21 protein-coding genes are annotated in these 23,830 nt (G+C 39.0%); all 21 read right to left on the bottom strand.

What is annotated here, in order from left to right; genetic code table 11:
* Positions 1 to 98: 98 nt before the first annotated feature.
* The 21 genes from LG273_RS09300 to dapG all read right to left on the bottom strand — a co-directional run bounded on the left by LG273_RS09300 (position 99) and on the right by dapG (position 23,814).
* On the bottom strand, positions 99 to 896 hold the full coding sequence (locus LG273_RS09300) for a TIGR00282 family metallophosphoesterase (protein WP_404459322.1): 798 nt from the start codon (positions 894 to 896) through the stop codon (positions 99 to 101).
* A 166-nt stretch (positions 897 to 1,062) separates the two neighbouring features.
* Positions 1,063 to 2,628 (bottom strand): ribonuclease Y, encoded by a 1,566-nt coding sequence (rny, locus tag LG273_RS09295; RefSeq protein ID WP_404459320.1) that lies wholly within the window; start codon positions 2,626 to 2,628, stop codon positions 1,063 to 1,065.
* Between the two features lie 533 nt (positions 2,629 to 3,161).
* A complete protein-coding gene (gene recA, locus LG273_RS09290; protein ID WP_404459318.1) occupies positions 3,162 to 4,199 on the bottom strand; it encodes a recombinase RecA in 1,038 nt (345 codons plus the stop codon).
* 166 nt (positions 4,200 to 4,365) lie between these two features.
* Positions 4,366 to 5,625, bottom strand: coding sequence for a competence/damage-inducible protein A (locus LG273_RS09285; protein WP_404459316.1), 1,260 nt, complete (start codon positions 5,623 to 5,625; stop codon positions 4,366 to 4,368).
* Entirely contained in the window at positions 5,625 to 6,203 is a 579-nt protein-coding gene (pgsA, locus tag LG273_RS09280; protein WP_379561157.1) for a CDP-diacylglycerol--glycerol-3-phosphate 3-phosphatidyltransferase, read from the bottom strand. Before pgsA ends, LG273_RS09285 begins: the two co-directional genes overlap by 1 nt.
* Before the next feature lie 99 nt (positions 6,204 to 6,302).
* Positions 6,303 to 7,217 (bottom strand): helix-turn-helix domain-containing protein, encoded by a 915-nt coding sequence (locus LG273_RS09275; RefSeq protein ID WP_404459314.1) that lies wholly within the window; start codon positions 7,215 to 7,217, stop codon positions 6,303 to 6,305.
* A 17-nt stretch (positions 7,218 to 7,234) separates the two neighbouring features.
* On the bottom strand, positions 7,235 to 8,026 hold the full coding sequence (locus tag LG273_RS09270; protein ID WP_379561155.1) for a DUF3388 domain-containing protein: 792 nt from the start codon (positions 8,024 to 8,026) through the stop codon (positions 7,235 to 7,237).
* A gap of 257 nt (positions 8,027 to 8,283) precedes the next feature.
* Positions 8,284 to 8,529: a DUF3243 domain-containing protein gene (locus LG273_RS09265; protein ID WP_379561154.1), complete on the bottom strand. Its 246-nt coding sequence runs from the start codon at positions 8,527 to 8,529 to the stop codon at positions 8,284 to 8,286.
* Positions 8,530 to 8,603: 74 nt separating this feature from the next.
* Complete coding sequence (gene ymfI, locus LG273_RS09260) at positions 8,604 to 9,320, bottom strand: elongation factor P 5-aminopentanone reductase (RefSeq protein ID WP_404459312.1); 717 nt, start codon at positions 9,318 to 9,320, stop codon at positions 8,604 to 8,606.
* A gap of 9 nt (positions 9,321 to 9,329) precedes the next feature.
* Positions 9,330 to 10,613: an EF-P 5-aminopentanol modification-associated protein YfmH gene (yfmH, locus tag LG273_RS09255; protein WP_404459310.1), complete on the bottom strand. Its 1,284-nt coding sequence runs from the start codon at positions 10,611 to 10,613 to the stop codon at positions 9,330 to 9,332.
* Positions 10,606 to 11,898, bottom strand: coding sequence for an EF-P 5-aminopentanol modification-associated protein YfmF (gene yfmF / locus LG273_RS09250; RefSeq protein ID WP_404459308.1), 1,293 nt, complete (start codon positions 11,896 to 11,898; stop codon positions 10,606 to 10,608). Before yfmF ends, yfmH begins: the two co-directional genes overlap by 8 nt.
* A gap of 262 nt (positions 11,899 to 12,160) precedes the next feature.
* Positions 12,161 to 13,120 carry an ABC transporter permease gene (locus tag LG273_RS09245; protein WP_379561150.1) on the bottom strand — a complete coding sequence of 320 codons (960 nt, stop codon included), beginning with the start codon at positions 13,118 to 13,120 and terminating at the stop codon, positions 12,161 to 12,163.
* Positions 13,121 to 14,167: an ABC transporter permease gene (locus LG273_RS09240; protein ID WP_379561149.1), complete on the bottom strand. Its 1,047-nt coding sequence runs from the start codon at positions 14,165 to 14,167 to the stop codon at positions 13,121 to 13,123.
* Entirely contained in the window at positions 14,154 to 15,692 is a 1,539-nt protein-coding gene (locus tag LG273_RS09235; protein ID WP_404459305.1) for an ABC transporter ATP-binding protein, read from the bottom strand. Before LG273_RS09235 ends, LG273_RS09240 begins: the two co-directional genes overlap by 14 nt.
* Before the next feature lie 264 nt (positions 15,693 to 15,956).
* A complete protein-coding gene (locus tag LG273_RS09230) occupies positions 15,957 to 17,060 on the bottom strand; it encodes a BMP family protein (RefSeq protein WP_404459303.1) in 1,104 nt (367 codons plus the stop codon).
* A gap of 96 nt (positions 17,061 to 17,156) precedes the next feature.
* Positions 17,157 to 17,882 carry a GntR family transcriptional regulator gene (locus LG273_RS09225; protein ID WP_379561145.1) on the bottom strand — a complete coding sequence of 242 codons (726 nt, stop codon included), beginning with the start codon at positions 17,880 to 17,882 and terminating at the stop codon, positions 17,157 to 17,159.
* A 365-nt stretch (positions 17,883 to 18,247) separates the two neighbouring features.
* Positions 18,248 to 20,530, bottom strand: a complete 2,283-nt coding sequence (locus tag LG273_RS09220; protein ID WP_404459301.1) for a DNA translocase FtsK — start codon at positions 20,528 to 20,530, stop codon at positions 18,248 to 18,250.
* Between the two features lie 99 nt (positions 20,531 to 20,629).
* Positions 20,630 to 20,839 (bottom strand): YlzJ-like family protein, encoded by a 210-nt coding sequence (locus LG273_RS09215; protein ID WP_404459299.1) that lies wholly within the window; start codon positions 20,837 to 20,839, stop codon positions 20,630 to 20,632.
* Entirely contained in the window at positions 20,836 to 21,564 is a 729-nt protein-coding gene (locus LG273_RS09210; RefSeq protein WP_379561142.1) for a ClpP family protease, read from the bottom strand. The genes LG273_RS09215 and LG273_RS09210 overlap by 4 nt, the downstream gene beginning before the upstream one ends.
* 124 nt (positions 21,565 to 21,688) lie before the next feature.
* A complete protein-coding gene (dapA, locus tag LG273_RS09205) occupies positions 21,689 to 22,555 on the bottom strand; it encodes a 4-hydroxy-tetrahydrodipicolinate synthase (protein ID WP_379561141.1) in 867 nt (288 codons plus the stop codon).
* 29 nt (positions 22,556 to 22,584) lie between these two features.
* Positions 22,585 to 23,814 carry an aspartate kinase gene (gene dapG, locus LG273_RS09200; RefSeq protein ID WP_404459296.1) on the bottom strand — a complete coding sequence of 410 codons (1,230 nt, stop codon included), beginning with the start codon at positions 23,812 to 23,814 and terminating at the stop codon, positions 22,585 to 22,587.
* Positions 23,815 to 23,830: the final 16 nt, after the last annotated feature.

The raw sequence follows: 23,830 nt of genomic DNA, 5'->3' as shown, positions 1-23,830 counted from the left end.
TACCTCCTTTATTTGCTATTGTAGTTCTATTGCTACTATATTCTTGGAGATGTTAGCTTATTACAGTATGAAGGAAAAATTCGAAAGAGTTCTATCGCCTACCCAAAAAACGGGTGATCTTCGTTGATCATGATCCTTTCTACTTTGGTAGCTTTTCCACTGCTATTATCAATTGTCACAACTAACCCGTTTAATTGTGTTCTTCCCTCTTTTGTAATTTCGAAACGTACTGGCATGGATGTTAGAAACCTTTTTATTACTGCCTCTCTATTCACACCAAGTATTCCGTCGTAGGGGCCAGTCATTCCAACGTCCGAAATGTATGCTGTCCCACCTGGGAGAATGCGTTCATCTGCAGTTTGCGTATGGGTATGAGTTCCTACTATAGCACTGACCCTCCCGTCCACATACCAGCCCATAGCTTGTTTTTCACTAGTTGCTTCGCCATGAAAATCAACAAATATAATATTCGTACGCTGTTTGGCTTCTTCAATAAGCGAATCCATCTTAAGAAATGGATCATCTATTACTGGCAGAAAGGTCCGCCCCTGCATATTAATAACGGCCACTTCTATCCCATTTATATTCACGTATACAATCCCTTTCCCCGGATTATTCTCAGGGAAATTTGCAGGACGAATCATATATTTAGCATCATCGATAAATTCAAAGATTTCTTTTTTATCCCATGTATGGTTCCCCATTGTAACCACATTGGTTCCCCATTCTAAAAACTGTTTATAAATTTTCTCTGTAATACCTTTACCAGAAGCAGCATTTTCTCCGTTAACAATAGTCATTGCTGGTCGATATTTCTCTTTTAATTTTGGTAAATACTCCTGAACCATATCTCTCCCCGGAGAACCTACTACATCGCCAATAAAAAGTATTTTCATAAATCCTTCATCCTATCTCTATTAGATATCTTTAGTTTTTCACATATAAATTCGCTTGTCAAAAAAACAGCTAGCCTAAAAGCTGCCGCTATGAATACTATCCTTTTTACTCTTTTGGATCAATATAAAAAAGCGGTCTTATGACCGCTTTTTTGTAATCAATTTGCTATTTAGCATACTCTACTGCTCTCGTTTCCCTAATTACCGTAACTTTTATGTGTCCCGGATAATCAAGTTCACCTTCAATTCGTTTTCGAATGTCTCTAGCGATTCGAACAGATTCAATATCATCAATTTCATCAGGTTTCACCATAATACGTATTTCTCTACCTGCCTGGATTGCAAAGGATTTTTCGACTCCTGTAAATGACTCGGAAATCTCCTCCAGCTTCTCCAGCCTCTTGATATAATTCTCAAGTGTCTCACTTCTTGCACCAGGTCTAGCAGCAGATAGTGCATCCGCAGCAGCAACAAGCACAGAAATAATAGAGGTTGGCTCCTCGTCTCCGTGGTGGGAGGCAATTGAGTTAATGACAACTTCGTGTTCTTTATACTTCATCGCTAGTTCTTTTCCGATCTCAACGTGGCTTCCTTCTACTTCATGATCGATAGCTTTCCCGATATCATGTAGTAATCCGGCTCTTCTAGCCAATGTCTCATCCTCACCTAATTCAGCAGCAAGCAAACCAGATAGGTAAGCTACCTCTGTTGAGTGCTTAAGGACGTTTTGTCCATAACTTGTCCGATATTTCAGTCGACCGAGAATTTTAACAAGATCCGGATGGAGGCCATGCACACCCACTTCAAAAGTGGTTTCCTCACCGATCTCTCTTATATATTCGTCTATTTCGCGTCTAGACTTATCAACCATTTCTTCGATTCTCGCTGGATGTATTCTACCATCTTGAACGAGTTTCTCAAGCGCTAAACGGGCTGTCTCACGACGAATTGGGTCAAACCCAGATAATATTACCGCTTCCGGTGTATCATCAATAATTAGATCAATTCCGGTTAACGTTTCCAACGTCCGAATATTACGTCCTTCTCTTCCAATAATACGACCTTTCATCTCATCATTTGGAAGATTCACGACAGAAACAGTTGTTTCCGCAACGTGATCGGCCGCACAACGTTGAAGAGCAAGAGAAAGAATATTTTTCGCCTTCTTGTCAGCTTCTTCCTTAGCACGATTTTCAGCTTCTTTAATCATAAGCGCGGAATCGTGTGCAACATCTTTCTCAATACGTTCTAAAATAACCTGTCTAGCCTGGTCGGTCGTGTATCCTGAAATGCGCTCAAGCTCTGTTTGCTGCTCATGCTTCATAGCTTCCACTTTGCTTTCCATTTCTTCAATTTGTTGTTGTTTTTCTGTTAGTGACTGTTCTCTCTTCTCTAACATGAGCTCACGCTTGTCTAATGTATCACTTTTTCTGTCCAGATTTTCTTCTTTTTGCATCAGACGATTTTCTTGCTTCTGTACATCTAAACGACGTTCTCGCAACTCTTCTTCTGTCTGCTGACGAAGCTTATGATTTTCATCCTTCGCTTCAAGAAGTGCCTCTTTTTTAGCGGCATCTGCATTTCGATGTGCCTCATCTACTATTTGTTTTGCTAAGGTTTCTGCACTGGAAATCTTAGCTTCAGCAATAGATTTACGAATCAGATAACCAACAACAATACCGACGATTAGGAGCAAAATGGAGATGATGATTATAAAGAAAGGATTGTCCATAATTTCACCTCCTATTGCTATTAAATTTTTCAAGTCATTATTGTCGGCATGTACCGTTTTTCAAATGCAATAGAACAATAATTCATTTAATATAAATTATAAATTTATACATGTTCAATTTTAATTGTCTATATTAGGAATGTCAAGGAAACGTCACAAAGTATTTACCTTCCCCGTAATAATAAGAAAGAAACCTTCAAGATTAATTACTAACATTAATCTTATTAGATAACTAGAATTGCTTTATCCCACCTTAACTGGCAGTAAGGCCCCGGGGATAAACTGCCAGTATAGGTCCGATTCGTTCAACTAACATTTGGTGGGGAGGAAGGAACCCCCACCCCCCACCAAATGAAGTTTTACTTTATCCCACTTTTAAAAGGGAATTAATTATTTGTCTTGGTTAATGTATATTGATCATGCATTACTAAATTAAAGAAAGTCGAAAAGATTTAAATTAAATCTTTTCGACTTTTATAAGTGTGTGCAGCGTATATACGATGCCTAGTTAGTCAGTGGACAAAAATCAAAGATTAAACGTCCAAGCTTCCTTGGCCAACCTCTTCTTCTTCTTCCTCTGGTTCCTCATCCAGCTTATAATGCAGGCGTACAGCATCGTGGATTTCAGCCATTACTTCTGGATTCTCTTTTAAGAATTGTTTCGCATTTTCACGACCTTGCCCTAGTCTTTCTTCGTTATAAGAATACCAAGCACCGCTTTTTAGAACAATATCTAAGTCTGAACCAATATCCAGAATTTCTCCTTCTTTAGATATCCCCTCACCATACATAATATCTACTTCTGCCTGTTTGAATGGTGGTGCTACTTTATTTTTAACTACTTTAATTCTGGCTTTATTACCCATAATGTCGTTACCTTGCTTCAAAGTCTCTGCACGGCGAACTTCTAGTCTAACAGATGAGTAGAATTTAAGTGCACGTCCACCGGGAGTTGTTTCAGGGTTACCGAACATAACACCTACTTTTTCACGGATTTGGTTAATAAAGATGGCGGTAGTTTTAGACTTATTGATTGCCCCAGATAACTTTCTAAGTGCTTGGGACATAAGACGCGCCTGTAGACCAACGTGAGAGTCCCCCATTTCTCCCTCAATTTCCGCTTTTGGTACAAGGGCAGCTACTGAGTCTACTACCACAATATCAACTGCACCACTTCGTACAAGTGCTTCCGCTATTTCTAATGCTTGCTCCCCAGTATCCGGCTGGGATAACAGCAACTCGTCAATATTTACACCAAGTGCTCTTGCATAGATTGGGTCCAGTGCATGCTCTGCGTCAATAAAAGCAGCTTGTCCACCTTTACGCTGAGCCTCTGCAATTGCATGTAATGCTACAGTTGTTTTACCAGATGATTCTGGACCATATATTTCAATAACTCGTCCTCTAGGATAACCACCAATGCCTAAGGCAACATCCAACGCCAATGAACCACTTGGAATGGTCGCAATTTTTCTTTGCTCCTGCTCCCCAAGTTTCATGATCGAGCCTTTACCAAATTGCTTCTCTATTTGTCTCAACGCCATATCCAACGCTTGTTTTCTATCACTCACAACGTATTCCTCCTTCAACTCTTCTAGTTATATCATACATTGTTTTTTGGTTTTTGCCAAGCGAAAAACGAATAAATGTTCCCCTTTTTTATAAAGGGTTAAAGGATGGAAATTAAATTATACAGCCTATTGGCCGACTTAAAAATAATTTATCTACCTTCATAGGTTACTCAACAGTAGATTTTATATATAAATAAAGAAATTCTAATCCTTTTAGTGTAGCTCTATGCCTTATTGTATCTCGATCACCTAATAAGTTGTACTCCCTTGTTTCATGTCTATTATTCTCACGATCGTATATTGAAACAAAAACAGTTCCTGGTTGCTGATTTTCAACCACTCCCGGTCCAGCAACACCGGTAAAGGAGATTCCATAGGAACTATCAAGAAGATTACTTACCTTTTCAGCCATTTGCTCTGCACACGCCTGTGAGACTGTCCCATTTTTCTTCATTACTTCTTGTGATACGCCAAGTACGTCTCGCTTTACATTCGTGGCATAGCATACGATAGAGCCTTTGAAGGTATCTGAAGCACCTGGAATAGAGACTAATTTGTCTGCAAACATTCCACCTGTAAGACTCTCCGCAGCGGAGACGTTTTTGCCTGTGGATTGTAATAACTCCATTATTTGCTGTTCAATTGTTTGCTCGTTAATCCCTAGCATGTATGAACTAAGTCGCTCTTCCACTTTTTGCTTGGTTACGTCTAGTAACTTATCTGCCTCTATTTCAGAACTGTGTCTGGCCGTTAATCGAATAACAACGCCACTGTCTTGTGCAAGGGGAGCAATCGTTGGGTTGTCTTGATTTTGTATTAGATCATACAATTCATGTTCAAGCTGTGATTCACCAATCCCAACAAACTTTAAAACCATTGATTTAATAATCTGCTTCTCCCCTAGTAATCCCTGTAAATAAGGAAAAACAGATTCACTTGCCAAATTCTTCATTTCACGAGGAACACCAGGAAGGAATACCCACGTCCTGCCTTCAAAAGAAACGATCATACCAGGAGCCATTCCAGTCTTGTTATTTAAAACTGTCGCACCTCGAAATACCCGGGCTTGTTTCCGGTTATTCGGTGTCATAGTCGACCCTCGTTTTTCGAAAAACGCGGTTATTTTCTCCATAGAAGGGCTGTGTTCTTCAATATCCATGCTAGACATGGCTTGAAAAGCCTCTCTTGTTAAATCGTCATCTGTTGGTCCTAAGCCACCTGTGACAATCACGACATCTGAACGTGTATGTGCTTGTCGGAATACTGTTTCCACACGTTGTAAATTGTCGCCAACAACAAGATGATGGTAGACATTTATCCCTACGGAAGCTAGTTGTTGTGAAAGCCATTGTGCATTTGTATTAGCAATTTGGCCAAGCAATAATTCTGTTCCGACGGCAATGATCTCTGTTTTTAATTGTTTCATTACTTAGAATCCCTCATTACATGCCAGTTTTTAATAAAATAGTCGACACCGGAAATAACGGTGAAGAGAAGTGCTGCATATAACATGACAGTCCCCATAGGGAAACCGATATAAGAAAATGGAAATTGATGTAAAAGCAATATGGCAATTGCAATCATTTGAGTAGCTGTTTTAAGCTTACCCATGCTTCCAGCAGCAAGAACGATACCTTCCCCTGCTGCTACTAGACGGAGACCAGTAACAGCAAATTCTCTACTTATAATTATAATGACAAGCCAAGCAGGCGCCATGCCCATTTCAACTAAAAGAATTAATGCTGCTGAAACAAGAAGCTTGTCAGCCAGCGGGTCTAAAAATTTACCCAAATTCGTAACAAGGTTATATTTACGAGCGTAATGTCCATCCACCCAATCTGTTGCAGCTGCCACAATGAAAAGCAAAGCAGCAATAAAATGTGAAAAAGGTAATTCTGTATCCCCAATATCCCACGTTCCCCAATTAAACGGGATACTCAGTAAAATAATAAAGATAGGGATTAGTAAAATTCGTGAAATCGTAATTTTATTTGGTACATTCATTGGTACATCCTCCTATGACAATTACATAATGCATATGCTATAAGTGATAAAACCCTTCCGTTAGAACGATAAAGGAAGGGCTTCTTAAGATTATTCTGTTTACTGGTTTATTTCTAACCAAATATCTTGGCGAACTTTGGAAGTGGCGTCAACTGGATATTCCATTTCCACTCCATTTATCGTAATGGTAAGAATTGATGCATTCCCAATTTTAAAGAACACACGTTCTTTTTCACTCAGGTCCAACTCTAGAGGAGATTGTTCACTTGAGAACATTCCTTCCGTAAAGAGTGTCTCCCCATCTTCTGATTCCACAAGCAGCCAGGTGTCCCCCTCCGCTTCCAACGTGGCAGTTACTTCTTCTCCAGCATTCTCTAAAGCAATTGTTGATTCAGGTGTTGTGCCAGTTCCTTCCTCTACTACTGAGAAGGAAGTTTCTGGTTGATTGTTTTCTTGCCCTTCTTCATCCTGGTTGGATTCGTCGGAAGAAGTTGATTCACCATTTTCTTCGTTGGTGTTCTCTTCTTCATTATTCGATGTATTTTCTTCAGACTCTTCCGGATTTGTTATAATGATGTTTTCTTCTTCATTATTTTGTGTATTGCCTTCATCATTACTCATAGACTCCTGAAGAAAATACCATGCTGCAAAAAGGATACCAATAACAAGAATGATCGTTATAATTGTAGGTAATAATGAAGAGTTTGAACTACTTTTTTCTGTATTAGCAGATCTACGTGTTCTCTGCATTCTCGTATACTGAACTTCTTCCTGTTCTTCAGTCTTAGGCACTTCCTCTTTATACTCTTCTAATAACTCATCAGGATCAAGCCCAACAGCATTCGCATACTCTTTAATAAATGCACGAGCATAAAACTTTCCAGGTAAAACTTTCATATTCCCTTCTTCAATTGCCACCAAATACCGTTTCTGTATTTTAGTGGATTCCTGAAGGGATTCCAGAGAGATATTCTTCGCTTCTCTCGCTTCCTTTAACCGTACACCGATTTCCATAAATAACACCATCCATTTTAAAAATCAAACATTGAAAAGCCATTATCCTGACTAAATTCCTGCCTTTCAATCGGCTCATATGTAATTTCTTCATCTTCGTGACTCCGAAGTTCAATGATATAATCGAAATCATCTATTTTATACTCTGTTGCTTGAACAAAAATATCAGGATGCTCCACTACCTTCACAGAAGGAAGTTGCATGACCTCACGTATGAGCTGCCAGTGCTGTTCGTTCGCTCTTTTTTTCGAGACGACGCCGTCGATAATATAGACATTCTCCGGATTATATTCGCCTTCAATAAGCTTACTGCGAACAGTTTGTTTGAGTAACGTACTTGAAACAAATAACCAACGTTTGTTTGCACACACGCTTGCTGCTACAATCGATTCCGTTTTCCCAACACGCGGCATCCCTCGTATCCCAATTAGCTTATGACCTTCTTGCTTGTATAATTCAGCCATGAAATCAACAAGCAAACCCAATTCATCTCTAACAAAGCGAATCGTCTTTCGATCATCTACATCTCGATGAATATATTTGCCGTGTCTAACAGCCAATTTATCACGTAGTTTAGGCTTTCTAATTTTTGTGACGTTAATCGTATCCATCGTTTGTAAAATCGTTTTAAGCCTTGTAATATTCTCATCATATTTCGATAAAAGAAGCATACCTCTGCGGGAGTTTTCGACACCATTTATGGTGATGATATTGATCGAAAGCATCCCTAGCAGGGACGAAATATCACCAAGTAACCCAGGTCGATTAATTTGAATTTCGTATTCTAGATACCATTCTGTTCTCTCCATAAGATTACTCCTTAGACACTAGGATCCAAATTACTTTCAAGCTTTTCTCTCTATATAATAAATGATTTTTACGAAAGTGAAAAGAGATTACCTTGTATATATATAAATAAAGTTAGAAAATCGAAAACTTCTCGGGCAGGAACCTGCCAATTATTATGAACGAATAGGGTAAAAGGCCTATCAAACAAAAACAAAAAGAAAAAAGAATTGCATTTTATTACTACAATTCCTTTTTCTTCTTTACTATGGTTACCTTATTACTTTTGCACAAGCTTGATCATTGTGTTGGCAAGAGCTTGCTGTTCTTGTTCGGAAGCTGCATTCCAAAGTTCTCTCAGTACAGCCTCTTCTGGGTTCTTAGCATCAACGCTTTGGGAAAGATAGTCTCCCACTTCTTGTGCCACACTTTGGATCGTTTTTTCACTCATACCTTGCTGCTGCGCCTGTTGTAATTTATCCGATAAGAAACCTTTCCAGGAATCAAAGTTATCCAATACTGACATATAAATGCCTCCTTCCATTTTATACACCTATAGTATTTGATGAATAGCAGGCTTTATACATAAATTATATCCGTTCACCAACCACCAGTCATGTTAATGATCTCACCATGAATGTAGGGGGCATGTTTGTCGAGCAAAAACAATACTACATTAGCAATTTCCTCTGGTTTACCGGCTCGCTGTAATGGTATTTCTTCCATTATGGCTTCTTTTTCAACTAATTCCAATTGTTGATTCATTTTTGTCTCAATAAAGCCAGGGCTTATCCCATTGACAGAAACACCAGATGGCCCTACCTCTTTTGCCAGGGCCTTTACAAAGCTGTTTTGAGCTCCTTTTACCGATGAGTATACTACTTCATTGCTAGCACCATCTCTTCCCCAAATGGACGTGATAAAAATAATATTACCGGCGTTTTTTTGGATCATAGAAGGTAGCAAATGCTTCGTAATCACCCACGGAGCTTTTACATGGAGGGAAAGCATCTCATCCATTGTCTTCTCTGGCGTTTGCTGAAACACGCCGAATTGAGCTCTCCCACCAGCAAAGATAATACTATCGACTGAGTAGGCAAGCTTTTCAATAAAATTCTCTATACCAGTCGGATCAGCAAGGTTTGCTTCCATAATATCTAGAACAGCTTCTGTTCTAGATTGTCTTCTAAATTGAAATAAACGTGCTACATTCTGATTGCCATGTAAAAGTAACGAATAACCGTTCATTGCAAGTTTCTCTGCAATGGCGATTCCAATATCACCACTGGCGCCAATAATTAATACATTCTTCCCCATACGATCCCCTTATTTGTTTGTAATGACGTGGGTTGCTAATTGTTGTTCCTTAATCCACTGCTTTAAGAATGTATTCGCATCCTCCAGCTTCAATGCTTGAATATCAGGAATAAGATTAAAGAAATCAATCCCCAGCATATGATAATGGGTGTATTTACTTGCAATAAATTCAAGTGAATTCATAGCTCTAAGTAATTGTCCTATTTTTTTCTTTTTCATCCTGGTGAAATCTTCTTCCGCTAACCCATTATTTTGGGTAGTTCGTAACATTTCCTTTACTTTACTAGCAAAAGCTTCTGGATCTTGTGTATTGCTGCCAATAAGTGTATAACCAAAGTTTCTTTCAAGATTTGTCTCATAAAAAAAGCTATCATCAATTAGCTCCGCATGATACAATTCCTGATAGAAATCTCCACCCTTTGAAAAGTAATGATCCATTATCATATCTAACAATATATCCCGCTTAATAAAATCTTCTTTTGATAAGGATGAGATAGATTCTTTAATTCCGATAGTACATTTAGGAACAGAAACCTCCATTGTTTGTTTTGTTTCTTTTTGGGCTACTTCCATCTGTTCATTAGGAAATACCCTGTTAAGTTCATTCATTTTTTCAAAGGACTTTGCCTGTTGGTTTCTTTCAATCAAGTCCATCATAGAATCGGCCGCGAAGTTTCCTGCCAAAAAGAAAACCATATTTTCTGGATGGTAAAAAGTATTGTAACAGGTATACAAATCATCCTTTGTAATAGTATTAATGGAGTCTACCGTTCCTGCTATATCCACATTTACAGGATGTTCTTTAAACATACTTTTTATCGTACCCATGAAAGATTGCCAATCAGGTTGATCATCGTACATTTTTATTTCCTGTGCGATAATTCCTTTTTCCTTTTCCACAGATTTCTCAGAAAAGTACGGGTCTTGTACAAAGTCTAGAAGTGTTTCTACGTTTTTTTCAATATAATTGGTTGCTGAAAATAAATAGGCTGTCTTTGTAAAGGAAGTATAAGCATTTGGTGAAGCCCCTTGCTTGCTAAAATCCGCAAAAACGTCTCTGTCTTCTTTTTCAAAAAGTTTATGCTCTAAGAAGTGAGCAACCCCTTCTGGAACAGTCACTTGTTCTCTTTCCCCAATCGGTGTAAAGGTAAGATCAATTGACCCGTAATTTGTTGTAAACAAACCATATGTTTTAGCCATTTCCTGTCTCGGCAGTAAAAACACTGTAAGTCCATTATCTAATTTCTTCGAATAAAGTGTTTCTGAAATATCTTCATACACCTGCTTATTCATTTGCATCACCATCCTTGCTTGTTAGAAGATAAAGGGTATCCGGTTCAATTTTCTCTGCTGCTGCTATTACCTCTTCCCGCTTTACGGCCTTAATTCCATTGATTAACTGCTCAGGAGTTCTTTGTTTATCAGCAAGCACTTGCTGGTAAAGCAATTCTACGAGACCCTGGGGATGATCCAGTGTTTCCCGAAGCTGATTAATGATTAAATCTTTTGTCTCTTCTAACTCATCATTAGAAAAATCGCCTTTTTTCATTGCTTCCAGCTGTTCATTCATAATATCTCTCGCTTTTTCATAATCCTTAGGTGCGATACCACTAAACACAACTAATAGACCCTTTTGACTTTCAAGTCGAGAAGACGCATAATAAGCTAAACTGTTTTTCTCTCTAACATTAATAAATAATTTGGAGCTTGGAAAACTTCCAAAGATCCCATTAAAAACCTGCAAGGCCAAGTAGCCTTCATCTCGATACGTACAATTCGTACGGTATCCAATATGCAGTTTAGCTTGTTGGATGTTTTCATTTTCCACTACTTCTGTATACTCACGTGATACACCTTCAACACTCAAAGTGGTTTCTCGGCGAGAAGTATTTGACTGTTCTCGTTTCAATTTTTCTAAAAGCTGTTTTTGGATATCTTCCTCCTGAAAATCTCCCTGTATATAAACGTCCAATTGATCTTCCGCGATAGCGCTTTTATAATAATTAAATAAATTTTCAGGCGTAATGTCTGTGAGATCCTCCTGGTAACCGTGTACATGAAGGGCATATGCTTCCCCTTTACACATTTCATCAATTAAGCGCATATTAGCATAGCTCATTTTATCATCTTTAATTGCATTAATCTTTTGCTTGAGCGTATCCTTTTCACGTTTTAAGACTGTTTGATTAAACGCCTCATTTTCTACGTTTGGTTCAAAAAGGAGCTCTCGTAGTAAAGTAATCCCTTCCTTTATAATAGACGATTCGTTCGGAATAAACTTTTCATTTGGAACCTCCAAGCGAAAGCTTATAACATGCTGTTCACCTTTTTTTGCCCCATCAACTGAGAGAACTGCCCCATATAAATCATCCAGCTTTCTTTGTAGCTCCTTTTTACCTGGATAATTACGTGTTCCTTGTTGCAAAACGTAGGGAAGTAGTGCTCGTTTTGTAATTGTGTCCCTTTCAAGCGGTGCCTTCAGCTTGGCAACAATATTAATTGTTTTGTATTTGTTGTTGTGAATATAATGTAAGTTTAAACCATCTGCTCGAATAACTTTTTCTTCGACAGCTTCCATCCAGTTTTCCTCCTGTTCTTTTTGTTACAATTTTTCGTACGTAAGTATTCTGTTCATTTTTACCAATTGTAATCCATTATATAACATAAGAGCAAGCGCACATATTTTATGGTTTTAGTAAGAAGTGAAAGTCATTGCTGTTCTCTTTTTTATTATTAAAGTAAAGTAGCTATTAAGTAAAAATTATACGCACCTCATTATACTGCCCTAAAGGAATAAAAAAAATCTGACTTGCAACTGAATGCAAGCCAGATTTAAGAAATTATCTACTACCTTTAATATAAGGCTCTCCATTAGCTCTGGGTGCTACAGAGCGGCCAATAAAGCCTGCTAAGGCAAGGATTGTAAGCACGTAAGGCGCAATAAGGAGAAATACTTGTGGTACATCCTCCAGTAATGGAATTCCCGCGCCAATTACGCTCAAACTTTGAGCAAACCCAAAGAACAGAGCCGCTCCCATTGCTCCTAATGGATGCCATTTACCAAATATAACTGCCGCTAAGGCCATGAATCCTTGACCAACAATGGTAGCATGTGAGAAATTGAGTGCAATCGTTAAGGCAAATACAGAACCACCCAATCCACCAAATGCTCCAGATATAATGACAGCTACATACCGCATCTTTGTTACACTAATTCCATTGGTATCTGCTGCCATAGGATGTTCACCCACAGCACGGAGCCTTAAACCAAAAGGTGTTTTATACATAATATACCAAGAGAGAAGTGCTAAAAGAATGGAGACATAAGAAATAACATAAACACCTTCAAAGAAAATCGGACCAATGACAGGTATATCAGATAGCAACGAAATGTCTGTTGTATAAAACGGCTGGGAAACCATATCCGTCTGTCCCTTACCATACCACTGTTTTGTTAGAAAAATACCAAGCCCTAATGCCAGGAAATTAATTGCAACACCACTAACGACTTGATCTGCTCGAAACGAGACAGCAGCGACAGCATGAATAACTGAGAAAATTGCCGAGACGACCATCGCAACAAGGATAGATACCCACGGAGTCCAGGGGCCTAAAACATCTGCGAAGGTTAAATTAAACACAATCCCAACAAAAGCTCCCATCACCATGAGTCCTTCGAGGCCGATATTTACGACACCAGACCTTTCACTAAACACTCCGCCTAGCGCTGTAAAAATAAGTGGCGCAGAGAAGAAGAGTGCTGGCGGAATAACCTGTGCTAATAACTCAATAAACCCCATCTATTTCTCCCCCTTTTTAAAACGAAGCAATACCCAGCGAATAATATAGCTCGATGCCACAAAGAAAATAATTAGCGCAATAATAATATCAACAAGTTCATTTGGTACACCGGCTTCTGTTGGCATGTTTAATGCTCCTACCTTTAAAGCCCCGAAAAGAAATGCTGCTAAAATAACCCCAATTGCAGTATTCGCTCCTAATAAAGCAACCGCTATTCCATCAAAGCCAAGATTGGTAAAGCCTGAGCTAACGGACATATTTCCATATGTTCCTAACCCTTCCATTGCACCGGCAAGCCCTGCAAATGCACCAGAAATGACCATTGCTAAGATGATGTTACGCGATACATTCATTCCGGCGTATTTTGAAGCATGCTGGTTAAAACCTACTGATTTTAACTCATATCCGATAGAAGTACGTTCAATTATGAACCACATTAAAACAGCTGCGAATACAGCAATTAATATTCCATAGTGCATTCTGGAAAAGAAAGTTAAATTTTGCAGCCATTCCGATGAAAGAGAAGCTGTAGCGGCAATTTTTTCTGTTTTATCTTGATTGTCTGATAGAACGGAACGAATTAACGCATTTGAGCTGTATAATGCAACATAGTTAAGCATAATGGTAACAATAACTTCATGTACCCCAAGTCGAGCTTTTAAAAGGCCGGGAATAAATCCCCAAATGGCACCAGCCAGTGCTGCTACGATAACAGCTAATGGAAGATGTATGTACATAGGTGCGTCAAAGGAGATGCCGACCCATATTGCGGCCAGCCAACCAACTATTACTTGCCCCTCTGCCCCAATATTAAATAATCCAGTTCTAAACGCAAACGCTACTGCTAAACCGGTAAGGATGTACGGTGTTACCTGGCGAATCGTTTCCCCGACAAAATACATGTCCCCAAAGGCACCTTCCCATAATGCAGCATACCCTTCAATTGGATTGTAACCAAAGGCTAGCATGATAATTGCACCAGAAAGGAGACCTATTATGACCGATATTATCGGAACCAATAAGTTAAACATTTTATTCGAGGTCATCTGTAACACCTACCTTTTCTTCTGCACTTCCGGCCATTAACAATCCAAGCTTCTGTTCATTTGTGTTTTCAGGTTTTACATCCGCTACGATTTTCCCGTCGAAAATAACAGCGATACGATCACTTACATCAAGAATTTCATCTAACTCAAAAGAGACAAGTAGAATTGCTCTGCCTTTATCCCTTTCTTCAATTAGTTTTTGATGAATAAATTCAATTGCTCCTACATCGAGTCCACGCGTTGGTTGGGCAGCAATCAACAGATCAGGTGAACGGTCTACTTCCCGGCTAATGATGGCTTTTTGCTGGTTTCCGCCGGACAAAGCACGGGCTTTGGTATACACACTTGGTGTCCGTACATCGTATTCCTTTATTAATTTTTCAGCCTTTGCATAAATTTCTTGGTAGTTCAGTACTTTGTACTTGGAATATGGCTTTTGGTAATACGTCTGCAGTACAATATTTTCACCAATTGGAAAATCAAGTACTAATCCAAATTTATGTCTATCCTGTGGTATATGTCCAACACCATTCTCCGTAACTTTTCGTGGTGATAGATTGGTAATGTTCTTGTCATTTAGAGTAATGGAACCTTTTTGTGATTTTTTTAAACCTGTAATGGCTTCAATTAGTTCACTTTGTCCGTTACCATCAACGCCAGCAATCCCAACAATTTCACCAGCTCGCACTTCCAAATCTAATCCCTTCACCATTTCAACTTTTCTTGAATCCTTCACATGCAAGTTCTCTATTTTCAAGACAGTTTCCTTTGGGTGAGCAGGTGATTTTTTTGTTTTAAAGGAAACATCTCTTCCAACCATTAAAGATGCAAGCTCATCAACAGACGTATTTTCTACATTTACAGTCCCTATCCCTTTTCCTTTTCGAATTACGGTACATCGATCACATACTTGCATAATTTCTTTAAGCTTATGTGTAATTAATATAATCGATTTACCTTCTGCAATGAGGGATTCCATGATTTGCATAAGCTCAGTAATTTCCTGAGGGGTAAGTACCGCAGTAGGTTCATCAAAAATTAGAACCTCCGCACCTCGATATAACGTTTTCAAGATTTCCACTCTTTGTTGCATTCCCACTGAAATATCTTGGATTTTCGCGCGGGCGTCTACTTTGAGGCCATATTTGTTAGAAAGCTCTTGTACTTCTTTTTCAGCTTTACGTAGATCGATTTTCCCCATTGAAGTAGGTTCAGAACCTAAAATAATGTTCTGCGTAACTGTAAATGGCTCCACTAACATGAAATGCTGATGAACCATTCCAATGCCATAATCATTTGCGACATTAGGATCAGTCATATTTACCTTTTTCCCTTTAACCTTGATTTCCCCTTTTTCAGGCTGGTAGAGGCCAAAAAGTACATTCATTAATGTTGATTTACCTGCACCATTCTCTCCTAGCAATGCATGAATTTCACCTTTTTTAAGCTGAATAGTGATGTCATCATTTGCTATGATCCCTGGGAATTCTTTTCTTATATGAAGCATTTCAACTACATAATCCACTACCTTCAACCTCCTTTATGAGCAGAATAGTCTGAATAAAATCACCACACGGAAAATGAAGATCGCCAACTCAAGGGAGCAGATTATGGTACCCTTCAGTTGAAGATCTTCCTAGTAAATGAAATATAATGATGATTTATGGTCTACTCGTCCACCGATAGAATGAAAAGCGGCCGTGAGCGATGAGCTATTCTTTTTTAACAATTTTGCGATTTAAAATTTTGAAAAAAGGCTGTTGAACAGCCTTTTTCCTTTGTTAAGATCTTATAATTCTTCTTCAAATGCTTTTAGCTCATCACGAGTTTGAGGGACCTTTACATCACCATTAGTAATTTTGTCTCTCCACTCTTGAACAGCTGAAGCAATTTCTTCTGTGTAAGCTTCTGTATTTGTATCGGCAATTCCAATTCCTTCATCTTGTAGTCCAAATACAAGTACCTCTCCACCAGGGAATTCACCATTTAGTCCTAGATTACTTACTTCTTGAACAGCAGTATCCACACGTTTCACCATAGAAGTAAGGGTTACATTATGGTCACCAATAGCTCCTTCTTCATATTGGTCACGGTCAACCCCGATCACATAGATCTCTCTATCTGGATCTTTTTGTTTTAAATCTTTAGCTTGAGCAAATACACCATTACCAGCAGCACCCGCAGAATGATAGATAATATCAGCACCATCATTATACATACGTGTTGCGATTAATTTTCCATCTGCAGCAGAACTGAAGTTACCTACATACTGGATGTCCACTTCGATATCAGGGTTTACAGATTTTGCACCTGCAACAAATCCAGCTTCAAACTTATTAATCAATTCAGAATCCACACCACCAACAAATCCTAGCTTATCTGTATTGGTTTTCATTGCTGCCGCTACTCCGGTAAGGAAAGAACCTTCATGCTCAGCAAACGTAATACTTGCTACGTTTGGTGCTTCAACTACCGTATCAACGATGGCGAAGTCGTTATCTGGATTTTGTTCTGAAATTTCTTTAATGGCATCTTCAAGTAAAAATCCGATACCGAAAACTAGATCATAGTCATTACGTACAAGTCTAGTCATGTTTGGAAGATAATCAGATTCGTCTTCAGACTGTGCATAGTCAAATCCGGCGCCTTTTGAAAGGCTATGCTCGTCGCCCCATGCTTTTAGACCTTCCCATGCAGATTGGTTAAAAGACTTATCGTCAACGCCACCTTCATCTGTAACCATCGCGACAGTATAATCTGCAGAACCTTCGTCCGAGGAACCTTCTCCGTTACTTTCTCCTCCAGAAGTTTCTTCACCGCCACCACATGCTGCTAATACAGGGCCAAGACTTATGATTAATGCAAACAACCAAATAAACTTACGATTTTTCAACATTGAAACCCCCTATTTTTCTAGAAATATTTTGAATTTAAAGCCTATAGAGTTTACTAGTTTTGCACCACCTCCTAAAATGCTAGATCATTAACATTACATTCGTTTTCGCAGTACATGGAAACTAAACACATCAGAGCGAAAATAATTTGCTGAATAAAGCACAGGCTCATCTTCCTCTGTATAATGCATTTGTTTTAATAATAGGAGAGATTGCTCTGGCTCACAGTTAAGAATACTATAAATTCTTTCATGATAACTCACAGGTTCAATATACGTCACAGCATATGCCACCCGTTTATTCGTATATTCCTCTAGTAATTGAAACAGGGAATCTTCTTCGTGCACTCGCTCTAGTGGGACCAAGTATTCCGGAATTTTATCTATACAAAACACAACTGGTTTGTTGTCAGCTGTTCTAACGCGCTCAATTTTGGCGAGATTATGTATTTGGGTAGGTGCAAACTTGCTCTTTTCTTCATCGGTCGCTTCTAAAAATTCTGTCGTTAAGTATTGGGAAGCGGCTTTTTTACCAGAATTTTCAATCATATCTGTTACACTATTTAATTGTTCAATACCGGAAGAAAAAATTGGCTTTTGATTAACAAACGTTCCAACCCCGTGCCTTCGCGTCACCACATTATCCTCTTCTAGTATCCGCAATGCTTCTCGTAATGTAGCTCTTGATACACCGAGGAGTTTGGATAATTGAAATTCAGATGGGAGCTTTTGTTTTTCTTTATATTTACCGCTTTCAATATCTCGTTTTATCTCGTCTATTACTTGAAGATATAAATGTCTTGCGTCGAGTTTAATAGACATCGAGATCCCTCCAATCATTGGGGATATGTATTTTAAGAGATCGGACCTCTGACGTTTGACGTATCTCTTTTTAATTCGAGATAAATCATACCATTAAAAAGACAATAAATAAATAGTTATAGGACATATTTCTTAATTTTTTTGCTAATTATTCGACGTTTTTTTCACAAATTAACTATAGACATCATACAATACCATCCGATAATTGAAAACGTTTTCTATTTTGGTTTTCGTTTGTACTTTGTACCAAAAGAAAGAACAAATTTTTCATATACACCTATACTTTATTATTTAAAGCAAATTAAAAAAGATAGCAGAAACGTTTGATTTCTACTATCTTTTCTCAACATAGTCATTTAGTTCATTTAAGAAGATTTTTCCTCTGATTGTGTAACGAGTACTGTACGTGGCTTACTTCCTTCGTAAGGACCAACAATTCCTCTATCTTCCATGGCATCAATCAACCTTGCTGCCCTCGTGTAGCCGATTCTGAATCTACGTTGCAACATGGAAACACTAGCACTTTGCATCTCTACGATTAGTTGAACTGCTTCATCATACAAATCGTCATTTACTTCTTCTTGAACGTCACTTGTTTCATCTGGAATCATTTCTTCCTGATAGGAAGCTTTTTGTTGGTCAATACAATGATCTACAATTCTTTCAACTTCTTCATCTGACAGAAAGGCTCCTTGAACCCGTGTAGGTTTCGAGGCACCGACTGGAAGAAACAGCATATCTCCTCTTCCTAGCAACTTCTCAGCACCTCCTGAATCAAGAATTGTTCTTGAATCCGTCTGGGAGGATACACTAAAAGCAATCCTGGAAGGTATATTTGCTTTAATAACTCCTGTTATAACATCCACAGAAGGCCGCTGTGTTGCAATAATTAAATGGATGCCTGCAGCACGAGCCATTTGAGCTAAACGCGTAATGGCATCCTCAACGTCATTTGAGGCCACCATCATTAAATCTGCCAGCTCGTCCACCAGTACGACAATATAAGGCAGATTTGGCTGTTTATCTTCAGCTGTCTGATTGTACTTCCTAATATATTCATTATAACCTTCAATATTTCTAGTTCCCGTATCAGAGAACAGTTCATATCGCCGTTCCATCTCAGAAACTACTTTTTGCAAAGCCTTTGAAGCTTTTTTCGGATCTGTTACAACAGGTGCCAATAAATGCGGAATACCGTTATATACATTTAACTCAACTTTTTTAGGATCGATCATCATCATTTTAACCTCATGAGGTTTCGTGCGCATTAAGATAGTCGTAATAATCCCATTTACACATACACTTTTTCCGCTACCTGTTGCACCAGCAATTAACATATGTGGCATCTTATTAAGCTCGGCTACTACTGCTTCACCAGAAATATCTCTACCAAGTGCAAACAGTAATTTGGAAGTATTATTTTGTAACGTCTTATCAAGTACCTCCCGTAAGCTTACCATCGCAATTTCCTGATTTGGCACCTCAATCCCTACTGCAGATTTACCAGGAATAGGCGCTTCGATGCGGATATCTTTTGCTGCAAGAGCTAGGGCTAGATCGTCATGTAAGCCAACAATTTTACTAACTTTCACACCAGCTTCAGGGTACACTTCATACTTCGTCACAGCTGGCCCGACATGTACTTTCGTCACCCTTGCTTTCACTCCGAAACTATGAAATGTCTTTTCTAGCTTTCTAACAGTTGCCTGAATTTGTGATTTTTCTTGCTGCTGAGAGTTTTTTGCAGGCTCTGCTAACAGCTGTGGCGATGGTAAAATGTACTCGTGATTTTCCGGTTCTGTCATTGGCATATTTTCGATTAGATCGTCAACACTATCATCCGATTTTGTTTCTTGTACTTCTTCTTTTTGAGAAGTGTCTTGTTTTGTAATCTCTGAGGCCGTGTACGTGACATCTGCGAAATCTTGTATAACTGGTTCATCCTCATAGGATGCGAGTGCCGGTTCGGGTTCTCCCTCCACATCCGGCTCATCTTCTACTTTTTTCTGTTTACGTTTTCGTTTTTCTGCCTTATGATCCGTTGCTTTTTCTTTGTATTTATTTATTACTTGCAAAAGCTTCTTCCCTAACTTAGAAAATAGGTCTCCAATCGAGTATTCTGTCATAAAAATAATACCAACCAGGATGGAAAATACAGAAACAATTTTCGCACCGACTAGCGAAAATAAATAATAACAAAACGTAAATAGTAAGGCTGCGACCATTCCTCCGCCGAGCATGGCGTTACTTGCCTCTCCATTTAAACTGGAGATAAAGTTATCCCAAGAAGACGCCATGATGGAGACAGTCCCACTTTGAACAACTTGTTCATATGCTTGGATATGTGTGAGTAAAAGTACGCCAGCAAAAACGATATAAAAACCGACTAGTTTTTTATTTGTAAAATCCGGATATTTTCTTTTTACAACAAGCAGTACACCAGTAGTAAGCAACAGAATCGAGGCCACAAAATACCAAATTCCAAAAAAGAACCGAAATACATGCTCCAACCCTCCAGGGATCGCTCCGTCGCTAATAGCGCTCGCTCCGCTACCGAGAATTGCCAGGAATATAAATAATAGACCCAATAATTCATATTTTAACTGTTTTTTTAATGTACCTTTTCGCTTTTTTCTTTTTCTAGCCATTATTTCACCTCGGTTCCACTATGTATCAGGACGATGAAACCCCTGCCGTTTGACGACAAGGGCTATTCCTTCATTTCTTCTATTATAGCACAAAATTTGTTACGACGATAAAATGGTTCCAGGGGTAAACGTGTCATTTAAAAAATCCTGTGGATCCGTGGATAGTAATTGTAACAACTGATAGGAGCCATCCTCTCTCTGCTCCACATACATATTTCTCCCCTGATAAACGATAAATTGTCGGCTTGCTAAAGTATTGGGATCATGGGGGAAGATTTCAGCCGGTGACATTGGTGTATAAAGAATCATTGAATCACCTGTCCTTCTTCAGGTTTGGGACCAATCAATTCATTAATTTTTGCCATTGCTTCTTTTACACCACCAACGCTATCAATCAAACCGTACTCTACAGCATCTGTTCCAACTACATTTGTCCCGATATCCCTTGTTAAATTTCCTTTAGCAAACATTAGATCCTTAAATTTTTCTTCTTTAATATTGGAATGGCTGACTACAAAATTAATAACTCTATCTTGCATCTTATCAAGGTATTCAAACGTTTGCGGTACTCCAATTACTAATCCAGTAAGCCTTACTGGATGTATTGTCATCGTTGCGGTTGGGGCAATATAGGAATAGTCTGTGGCAACAGCAATTGGTACACCAATGGAGTGGCCGCCGCCAAGCACGATAGAAACAGTTGGTTTGGAAATGGATGCGATCATTTCGGAAAGAGCAAGTCCCGCTTCTACATCGCCTCCGACTGTATTCAACAAAATAATTAATCCTTCAATTTTTGGATTTTGTTCGATTGCAATAAGCTGTGGCAATAAATGCTCGTATTTAGTTGTCTTATTTTGTGGAGGTAATTGCACATGGCCCTCTACCTGACCGATAATGGATAGCACATGTATATTTGAGTCGGGAGCCTGTGGGACATTTGATTGTCCAAGCTGCTGAATTTTTTGTACAAGAGCGGACGGATTTTGCTGGCCTTCCTGATTTTGATCTTCTTTTCTATCTTCTTTATTCATTTACGAACACTCCTTATCTCTAGTAACTATCTTTAGTATGAACGTAAACGAATCACTCCATGCAAAAATAAAAAATCCGAACTAGATTAAGGAGCACTTAATCATAGTTCGAATTCCAGCTTCATTATAGGTCTATTTTTTCTTTCAGAATATCACGTGCTTCATCGCTTAATGGAAGAAGCGGGAGTCGGACACTTCCTGTTTCAATTCCTTTCATTTGCAGAGCCGCTTTAACTGGTGTCGGAGATGGTGACGTAAACAAGGCATTCATAATTGGCACTAACTTCCTATGCAAAGCAGCTGCCTGTTTTACTTCCCCATTTAAATAATGATTTACCATTTGCTGCATCTCGTTCCCAATAATGTGGGAAGCAACAGAAATAATTCCGTTAGCACCAATTGCAAGCATTGGCAGCGTCATACTGTCATCCCCACTATATAAACTAAAATCTTCTCGAGTGTTTTCAATAATCTCAGTTGCTTGATCTAAGTCACCTGTCGATTCTTTAACTGAAACAATATTTGGTATATTACTTAATTGAATAATTGTTTCAGCAGTAAGCTTCACCACAGAACGACCTGGAATGTTATAAAGCATAACAGGAAGGGACGTAGCGTTGGCTATCGCTTTGAAATGCTCATACATGCCTTTTTGATCCGGTTTATTATAATATGGAGCAACAAGCATCACGGCGTCCACTCCACATTTTTCTGCTTCTTCGGTTAAGCGGATCGAGGCCAATGTACTGTTACTTCCAGTTCCGGCAATTATCGGGACACGCTTGTTTACAACTTTAACGACATGCTTAAAAAGTGCTACTTTTTCTTCCACGGATAAAGTTGGTGATTCTCCTGTCGTTCCAGCAATAACTAATCCATCAGTGCCGTTATCTAGTAAGTATTCAATTAATAGGTCTGTTTGTTCATAATCAATCTCGCCATTAGGATTAAATGGGGTTACCATTGCTGTTAAAACACGACCAAAATTCATTTCTATCACCTTTCTCTTTCTTGTCTAATCTAGGATTGCTTCTCTAACCCACTTAGCTCGAAAACATCATGTAGAGCATTTACCGCAGCTTTAAGGTCCTCCTCATGTACAAGCACCCAAATCGTGGTATGACTGTCAGCGGATTGCAATATTTGAACCCCAGCGTCTGTCAATGATTGTACAATCATGGAAGCCACACCTGGGACACCCGTCATCCCTGCACCGACAGCTGAAACCTTCGCACAATTTTTCGTGATCTCGGGATAGAACCCAAGGGTTTTAAGAATATGCACAGCTTTCTCTGTATGTCTGTCTGGTACTGTATAGACAACGCCAGTAGGTGAAATGTTAATAAAGTCTACAGAAATACCCGACTCTGCCATTGCTTTAAATACCTCTGACTGCAACCGGTATGCCTCTTCTTTCGTTTGTACTCTAATCTGCGTAATGGAAGAAATATGTGCGATACCAGTTATAAGCCGCTCTGTAACATCCATTCCTGCTTCCTGGAGTCTTGATGAGGTGACTAGTGTACCTTCCTCCTCTGAGTATGTGGATCTTACTCGCATCGGGATTTTTGATTGCATGGCAATTTCAACAGCCCGTGGGTGTACCACTTTGGCCCCCTGGTATGCTAAATTGCAAATTTCTGTATAGGTGACAACATCAAGAGGGCGAGCTGATTCTACGACTCTTGGATCTGCCGTCATAATACCATTTACATCCGTGAAAATTTCGATTCGCTCAGCAGCAAGCGCTGCACCAAGTGCGGCAGCTGTTGTATCACTGCCACCGCGCCCAATCGTTGTTATCTCACCTGTTTCTGTTTGTCCCTGAAAACCAGCAACAACTACAACATCATGCGTTTCCAGTTCCTTCAAAATTCTTTCGGGATGCACAGCTTTAATTTTCGCATGGTTAAAATCATCATTTGTGATAAAACCCGCCTGGGCCCCTGTTAACGCAGTAGAGGTTATATGTTGCTTTTTTAATTCATTGGATAACACAACAGAAGAAATAACCTCCCCACACGAAAGAAGCATATCAATTTCTCTAGCTGAACTTTGACCTGCTGGATAGTCGATCAAACTTAGCAATGTGTCTGTTGCATAAGGATCTGGCTTTCGACCAAGTGCTGATACAACCACTACTAATTTATACTCCTGCATTAATGCATCTTTGATATGTTTTATGACATGTTGTCTATTCTCTTCGGACTGGACAGAAGTACCGCCGAATTTTTGAACTACTATTTGCATTCTAACACCTCTATTA

It is taken from the genome of Oceanobacillus kapialis (assembly GCF_044790185.1).
GTDB lineage: Bacteria > Bacillota > Bacilli > Bacillales > Amphibacillaceae > Oceanobacillus_B > Oceanobacillus_B kapialis.
Note: the sequence above shows the minus strand (reverse complement) of the source record. Positions and strands in the feature narration are given on the sequence as shown.

What these genes read in the sequence shown, in the direction of transcription:
- rny (WP_404459320.1), bottom strand. Translation starts at nt 2,628, where the DNA reads ATGGACAATCCTTTCTTTATAATCATCATCTCCATTTTGCTCCTAATC.
- LG273_RS09225 (WP_379561145.1), bottom strand. Translation starts at nt 17,882, where the DNA reads ATGTCTATTAAACTCGACGCAAGACATTTATATCTTCAAGTAATAGAC.
- LG273_RS09270 (WP_379561155.1), bottom strand. Translation starts at nt 8,026, where the DNA reads ATGGAGAGAACAGAATGGTATCTAGAATACGAAATTCAAATTAATCGA.
- dapG (WP_404459296.1), bottom strand. Translation starts at nt 23,814, where the DNA reads ATGCAAATAGTAGTTCAAAAATTCGGCGGTACTTCTGTCCAGTCCGAA.
- pgsA (WP_379561157.1), bottom strand. Translation starts at nt 6,203, where the DNA reads ATGAATGTACCAAATAAAATTACGATTTCACGAATTTTACTAATCCCT.
- ymfI (WP_404459312.1), bottom strand. Translation starts at nt 9,320, where the DNA reads ATGGGGAAGAATGTATTAATTATTGGCGCCAGTGGTGATATTGGAATC.
- LG273_RS09220 (WP_404459301.1), bottom strand. Translation starts at nt 20,530, where the DNA reads ATGGCTAGAAAAAGAAAAAAGCGAAAAGGTACATTAAAAAAACAGTTA.
- LG273_RS09300 (WP_404459322.1), bottom strand. Translation starts at nt 896, where the DNA reads ATGAAAATACTTTTTATTGGCGATGTAGTAGGTTCTCCGGGGAGAGAT.
- LG273_RS09285 (WP_404459316.1), bottom strand. Translation starts at nt 5,625, where the DNA reads ATGAAACAATTAAAAACAGAGATCATTGCCGTCGGAACAGAATTATTG.
- LG273_RS09240 (WP_379561149.1), bottom strand. Translation starts at nt 14,167, where the DNA reads ATGACCTCGAATAAAATGTTTAACTTATTGGTTCCGATAATATCGGTC.
- LG273_RS09265 (WP_379561154.1), bottom strand. Translation starts at nt 8,529, where the DNA reads ATGTCAGTATTGGATAACTTTGATTCCTGGAAAGGTTTCTTATCGGAT.
- LG273_RS09275 (WP_404459314.1), bottom strand. Translation starts at nt 7,217, where the DNA reads ATGGAAATCGGTGTACGGTTAAAGGAAGCGAGAGAAGCGAAGAATATC.
- LG273_RS09210 (WP_379561142.1), bottom strand. Translation starts at nt 21,564, where the DNA reads ATGAATAAAGAAGATAGAAAAGAAGATCAAAATCAGGAAGGCCAGCAA.
- yfmF (WP_404459308.1), bottom strand. Translation starts at nt 11,898, where the DNA reads ATGGAAGCTGTCGAAGAAAAAGTTATTCGAGCAGATGGTTTAAACTTA.
- LG273_RS09245 (WP_379561150.1), bottom strand. Translation starts at nt 13,120, where the DNA reads ATGGGGTTTATTGAGTTATTAGCACAGGTTATTCCGCCAGCACTCTTC.
- yfmH (WP_404459310.1), bottom strand. Translation starts at nt 10,613, where the DNA reads ATGAATAAGCAGGTGTATGAAGATATTTCAGAAACACTTTATTCGAAG.
- LG273_RS09215 (WP_404459299.1), bottom strand. Translation starts at nt 20,839, where the DNA reads ATGATTCTTTATACACCAATGTCACCGGCTGAAATCTTCCCCCATGAT.
- dapA (WP_379561141.1), bottom strand. Translation starts at nt 22,555, where the DNA reads ATGAATTTTGGTCGTGTTTTAACAGCAATGGTAACCCCATTTAATCCT.